Source organism: Oscillibacter sp. CU971, from assembly GCF_905219725.1.
Taxonomy (GTDB): domain Bacteria; phylum Bacillota; class Clostridia; order Oscillospirales; family Oscillospiraceae; genus Oscillibacter.
Genome location: NZ_CAJMXG010000198.1, coordinates 1 through 5459 on the forward strand (window position 1 = coordinate 1; position 5459 = coordinate 5459).

Below are 5459 nucleotides of genomic sequence, written 5' to 3' on the forward strand. Positions count from 1 at the left end.
GGCAATAAGGGGCAATCCTTGGAGCATAAATTTATTTGACTGGAGGAAAAGAGGCATGAAACGTTCTAAAAAACTACTTGCATTCCTTTTGGCGGGGCTGATGCTGACAGGGCTTTTAAGCGGGTGCGGCGCCCAGAAGGATACCGGCGCGCAACCGCCTGCCCAGCAAACAGAGAAGGACGATTCCAATGTTTCCAATGTACCGGCCGAAACTAAAACCGGAAGCCTGACCATTGGCATTTCAACCAATGCTCTTGCGAATATTCATAACCGGCACATGTTTGAGGGACTGAAGGCAGAGGCGGAGAACCGGGGGCATAAGGTTGTGACGGCAAACGCCAACGGAGATCCCGCTCAGCAGGCCACGGATGTGGAAAACCTGGTTCAGGCAGGCTGCGATGTAATTGTCATACAGAATGCGGACAATTTCTCTTTAAAGAACGCCGTACAGGAGGCGGCGGCGGCCGGGGTGCGTATTGTTTCGCAGGATTCCGGCTGGATTGACGGGATCGATACCATGTTCCTTTTAAACAGTATGTCTGTTCAGGCGGATATCTGCATGCTGCTGGCGGCGGAAGTAGGCTTCACCGGCAAAATTATCACCACTGGGCATCAGGATAATTTTGCCCTGCGTTCCGGGTACTACATTCACAATGCTTTTGTTGAGGAATATGGTTTTGAAGTGGTTGCCCATGTGCAGACAACGTTCCCCGGCACTACGGAGGTGACCTATAATGGTCTGGATTCGGCGCTTACGGCCAACCCTGACGTAGCCGCGATTTTCACCTCTCAGGATTTGGAGGCCATGGGCGCGATTCAGGCACTGAAAGAACATGATCTTTATGGCAAGGTCAAATGTGTCGGAGTGGACGGAGAAGTTGACGCGCTGAACGATATCAAGGCGGGCGGCTCCGTACTGTGTACAGCGATCTCGGATTTGGACGGCTCCAATGCAGCGGTGATAGATGCCTGCGAAAAGCTGATGGCCGGCGATTTCGTGGCGAAGTACAACGAGATTCCCTACTCTATTGTGACGCAAGCCAATGTCGACGAGTTTTTGGCAAAGGCCCAGGCAGAGGCTGAGAAATACGCGGAGTAAAAGAACGCGGTGGTCCCGGCCGCTGTCCGGCGGCCGGGACCGTCTTTCAGGCTGCGGCGGCAATCGGATTCCAGCGAGGAAAGCATACAATACGAAGTCAGGAGGCACAATATGGATGTTTACAAGAACTTGAGGGACCATGGAATTGAACTTCCGAAACAATTGGCCGCAGCGGGGCTGTACCGTCCGGTCAATCAGACGGGAAATCTGGTGTTTATCTCCGGCCAGGGAAGCATGGTAAACGATGAAAAAATTACTGGCCGGATTGGCGTGGATATGACGGTGGAAGCCGGTGCTGCCGCGGCGAGAGTCTGCGCCATTAATACGCTTTCGGCTCTGGAGGCATACCTGGGGGATCTGAATCGTGTCAAGCGCTGTGTCAAGATTTTGGGATTTGTCGCCGGCGCGGATGATTTTCACGACCAGGCGCAGGTGATCAATGGCGCCTCCCAGGTTTTTATTGATGCATTTGGCGAGAACGGATATCACGCCCGTTCCGCTATCGGTACCAACAGCCTGCCGCTGGGGCTTGCGGTGGAGGTTGAGTCTATTTTTGAAGTGAAGGAGATGTGATACTGTGCTGGGGAGAGATCTGTCGCCAATTCACATATCGGATATGTTTGCCGCGTCGGAACGGCTGCATAAAGTCTTCAACCCCTCTCCGCTGATATGCATAGAGCCGTTGAATCAGCAGCTCGGAGCTCCGGTCTGGATGAAAGCGGAGAGCTTGCTGCCCTCCGGGGCTTACAAATACCGCGGCGCAGTGAATAAGATAACGACGCTTACGGAGCAGTATGGAAGAGAGATTCGCATAATCACGGCCTCATCCGGTAATCATGGTATGGCCTGCGCCTTGGCGGCCAGGAATATTGGCGTTTCCGCATTTGTGGTAGTCCCGGTTNCAACTCCTCAAATCAAGAAAGATTGCATTCGGGATTTGGGCGCGGAGCTTTTGGAGATCGGAGAAACCTATGATGATTCTTATGAAGCGGCGTGCGCCTTGGCCGAGAAGGAGCGGATGTTTTATGTGCATCCGGTAGCCGATCGGTGCACCGTGGGCGGACAGGGAACCATTTCCCTGGAGATTTTAGAGCAGCTCCCTGATGTGAAGCAGGTTCTTGTTCCCATTGGCGGAGGCGGATTGATTACGGGAATTTCCTTTGCCATGAAAACGCTGAAACCTTCGGTAAACATCGTGGGCGTAATGCCGGAGGGCTCCGCTGTTTATGCGGAATCCCGCAAGCAGGGAAGGCTGGTGACCTTAGACCGCTGCGCATCCCTTGCGGATGCGGTTGTGCGCAAAACCGGCGAAGAGTATCTTTATCCCTATATCGAAAAATATGTGGATGAAATTCATACGGTTTCGGAGGCGGCGCTGAAAAGTGCGGTTAAGATGGCCTGCCTGTATGGAAAGCTGACGCTGGAAGGCGCGGCGGCGCTGCCCTTAGCCGCTGTCTTGGAAGGGAAGTGCCGGCCTGTCGAAAACACGGTGCTGATTTGCTCCGGGGGAAACATTGACCAAAAGACGCTGGATATGTGTCTCCAATCTTAAAGGGGGCGTTATGATCAGAGTGGATTTGGAACACATTCGCCGGCAGCTTTGCCAATTGGCGGATATTGGAAAGACCTCCAAGGGAGTCTCTCACCTTGCCTATTCCGAGGACTTTTTTCGCGCAAATAAGTATGTCGCAGATTTAATGCGGCAAGCCGGAATGACGGTGCGCACCAGCCGGGTGGGGAATGTGATTGGAACTTATCCGGGAAAGACCAAACGGCGAATTGTGATAGGGTCTCACATTGATTCCGTCGTAGACGGCGGCATGTTCGACGGTTGTTTGGGTGTCATCGCAGGAATAGAAGCAGTGCGTACCCTCCGCGAAAACGGGATAACGCCGGAACATACATTGGATATCGCGTCTTTTGCAGAGGAAGAGGGGCTTGTCATTGCAGGCCTTGTAGGCAGCCGCGCTTACTGCGGTCTTCCCCCTACGCCAATTATGCGCGAACGGATGGGGAAATACGGCTTTACGGAGCAAGATTTTGAGGAGGCGGCGGCGGAGGAGGGCCCCTTGGATTATTCCCTGGAGCTTCATATTGAGCAAGGCGGCGTTTTGGAAAATCGGGGAATGGATATCGGCGTGGTCAGCGCCATTATTGCCATCAAACGATATATCGTGGAATTTTCCGGCGTGGCCAACCACGCCGGAACCACCCCGATGAATCTGCGTGACGACGCATTGGTAAAGGCTGCGCGCTTTATCCGGTGCGTTCAGAAGACGGTTATAGAGACGGACCCCGAGATGGTTGGTACGGTAGGGCGGATGGAGGTATTTCCCAACGCAATGAACACGATCCCAGGAAAAGTCTCTTTGACACTGGAATTGCGGGCGCTGCGGGAGGAGTCCATTACGGCAGTGCATCAACGTCTAATGCGGGAATTTGAAAACGAGATTGCATCTTGCCATATGACGATGGAACAGCCCTCCTATCATATGGATTCCGAGGTGCGGGAGGCGATTCACCAAGCCTGCGGAAAGCTTGGACTTTCCGCAATGGATATGAGCAGCGGGGCTGGGCATGACAGTATGAGTTTGGCGCAGGTGACAAAGGCAGGGATGCTGTTTGTGCCCAGCGTAAAGGGAGTCAGCCACAGCTGGGAGGAAAAAACGCATTGGCGGGATGTGGCGAACGGGGCGGACGCTCTGCTTCAGACGTTTTGCATTTTGGATAAAAACTTGACGGCAAAGTGAGGACAGGAGGGGATGAGGTGAGCGAAAAGAAGTATATCATTGAGATGCATGGGATCAAAAAAAGTTTCGGCGGCGTACAAGCGCTGCGCAACATTGACCTGCAGATTGAACGGGGGACTTGCCATGCGCTGGTGGGCGAAAACGGAGCGGGGAAGTCTACACTGATGAAGATTCTGACAGGCATTGTCGGAAAGGATACTGGGAAGATTTTGCTGAACGGGCAGGAGGTTCACATTACCAGCCTCCGGCACGCAGAAAAGCTAGGGATTGCGATTGTTCCCCAGGAACTGTCTTTTGTCAGCTACTTCAGTACGGCAGAGAATATTTTTTATGGGGAAGAGCCCAAACGGCCCATTCCGCTGTTTGTGGATTGGAAAAAACTTTATAATGACTGCGAAAAAAAGCTAGAGGAATTGAAGATATCACTGCCCATTCGCACACCGGCGGGAAAGCTGAATGTTTCGGATCAGCAGATGATGGTCATTGCCCGTGTCCTGGCGAAGAACGCCGATGCAATCATCATGGATGAACCCACAGCCCGCCTTGGACATGCTGAGGTGGCAAAACTTTTGGGCTATATACGTTATTTGAAATCCTGCGGAAAAACAATTATCTATATTTCTCACCGGCTGGAAGAAATTTTCCAGGTGTGCGATAACATCACGGTACTGCGAGATGGAGAGACGGTTCAATCGGCTCCGGTAGCGGAGTTTGATCATGACAAACTTATCAATATAATGGTGGACCGTAAAATCAAGATTGAAACAGGGCGTAAACGGAAGGGGCAAATTGGAGAAACCGTGCTTTCCGTCCAACATTTAAACAAAGGAGACGAACTGAAAGACGTTGCTTTTGAAGTTCATAAAGGCGAAATATTGGGCTTTTTCGGCCTGGTGGGAGCTGGGCGGACGGAAGCGATTCGGGCTGTGTTGGGTGTAGACCGGTATGATAAGGCGGAAATTACACTGGAGGGAAGGCCCGTTGTGTTTAAAAACATGGGTCAGGCTTTGGAAGCCGGCGTTGCGTTGGTGCCTGAGGAGCGAAGAAAGCAGGGAATCCTTCCCAATACTCCCATTTTTAAAAATATTTCGATTGCAAATCTCAACTCGTTATCGCGCTTCGGCATGATCAATAAAAGAAAAGAAGCGGACTATGCGGAAAGAGTTTCCCAGATGCTGCATGTTGCCTGCTCCTCGCTTCAGCAACCGGTTGGCAGCCTCAGCGGAGGCAATCAGCAGAAGGTGGTCATATCGAAATATATTGACCGTAATATCAAGGTTTTGATTTTGGATGAGCCTACCAGGGGAATCGACGTGGGAGCGAAGGACCAAATTTATGAGATCATAGAAGGGCTTGCGGAAAGGGGGATGGCGGTCATTGTCATCTCATCAGAAATCCCGGAGCTGCAGCTTATATGCGACCGAATCTGCGTCATGAGTCAGGGGAAAGTTTCGGCGATGATTGGCCGCAGCGAATTTGCAGACTCCGATAATATCCTTCGGAATGCGATTGGCGTATAAAAGGGAGGGCGTATATTTTGATGGCGAAAAAAGCAAATTTATCCCAAATAGCTAGAAATTATGGCACACTGATTGCCTATATTGTAATGG

5 protein-coding genes are annotated in these 5459 nt (G+C 51.8%); all 5 read left to right on the forward strand.

Annotated elements, in window-relative coordinates; genetic code table 11:
* Positions 1–55: 55 nt before the first annotated feature.
* The 5 genes from JX325_RS12205 to JX325_RS12225 all read left to right on the forward strand — a co-directional run bounded on the left by JX325_RS12205 (position 56) and on the right by JX325_RS12225 (position 5369).
* A complete protein-coding gene (locus JX325_RS12205) occupies positions 56–1099 on the forward strand; it encodes a sugar ABC transporter substrate-binding protein (protein WP_204791387.1) in 1044 nt (347 codons plus the stop codon).
* A 111-nt stretch (positions 1100–1210) separates the two neighbouring features.
* On the forward strand, positions 1211–1672 hold the full coding sequence (locus JX325_RS12210) for a RidA family protein (RefSeq protein ID WP_204791388.1): 462 nt from the start codon (positions 1211–1213) through the stop codon (positions 1670–1672).
* 4 nt (positions 1673–1676) lie between these two features.
* Positions 1677–2651 (forward strand): pyridoxal-phosphate dependent enzyme, encoded by a 975-nt coding sequence (locus JX325_RS12215; protein ID WP_204791389.1) that lies wholly within the window; start codon positions 1677–1679, stop codon positions 2649–2651.
* Positions 2652–2661: 10 nt separating this feature from the next.
* On the forward strand, positions 2662–3849 hold the full coding sequence (locus JX325_RS12220; RefSeq protein ID WP_204791390.1) for a Zn-dependent hydrolase: 1188 nt from the start codon (positions 2662–2664) through the stop codon (positions 3847–3849).
* A gap of 17 nt (positions 3850–3866) precedes the next feature.
* Positions 3867–5369: a sugar ABC transporter ATP-binding protein gene (locus JX325_RS12225; RefSeq protein WP_204791391.1), complete on the forward strand. Its 1503-nt coding sequence runs from the start codon at positions 3867–3869 to the stop codon at positions 5367–5369.
* The last annotated feature ends 90 nt before the right edge of the window (positions 5370–5459 follow it).

Coding starts and splice junctions, on each gene's coding strand:
- JX325_RS12220 (WP_204791390.1), top strand. CDS start 2,662: ATGATCAGAGTGGATTTGGAACACATTCGCCGGCAGCTTTGCCAATTG.
- JX325_RS12205 (WP_204791387.1), top strand. CDS start 56: ATGAAACGTTCTAAAAAACTACTTGCATTCCTTTTGGCGGGGCTGATG.
- JX325_RS12210 (WP_204791388.1), top strand. CDS start 1,211: ATGGATGTTTACAAGAACTTGAGGGACCATGGAATTGAACTTCCGAAA.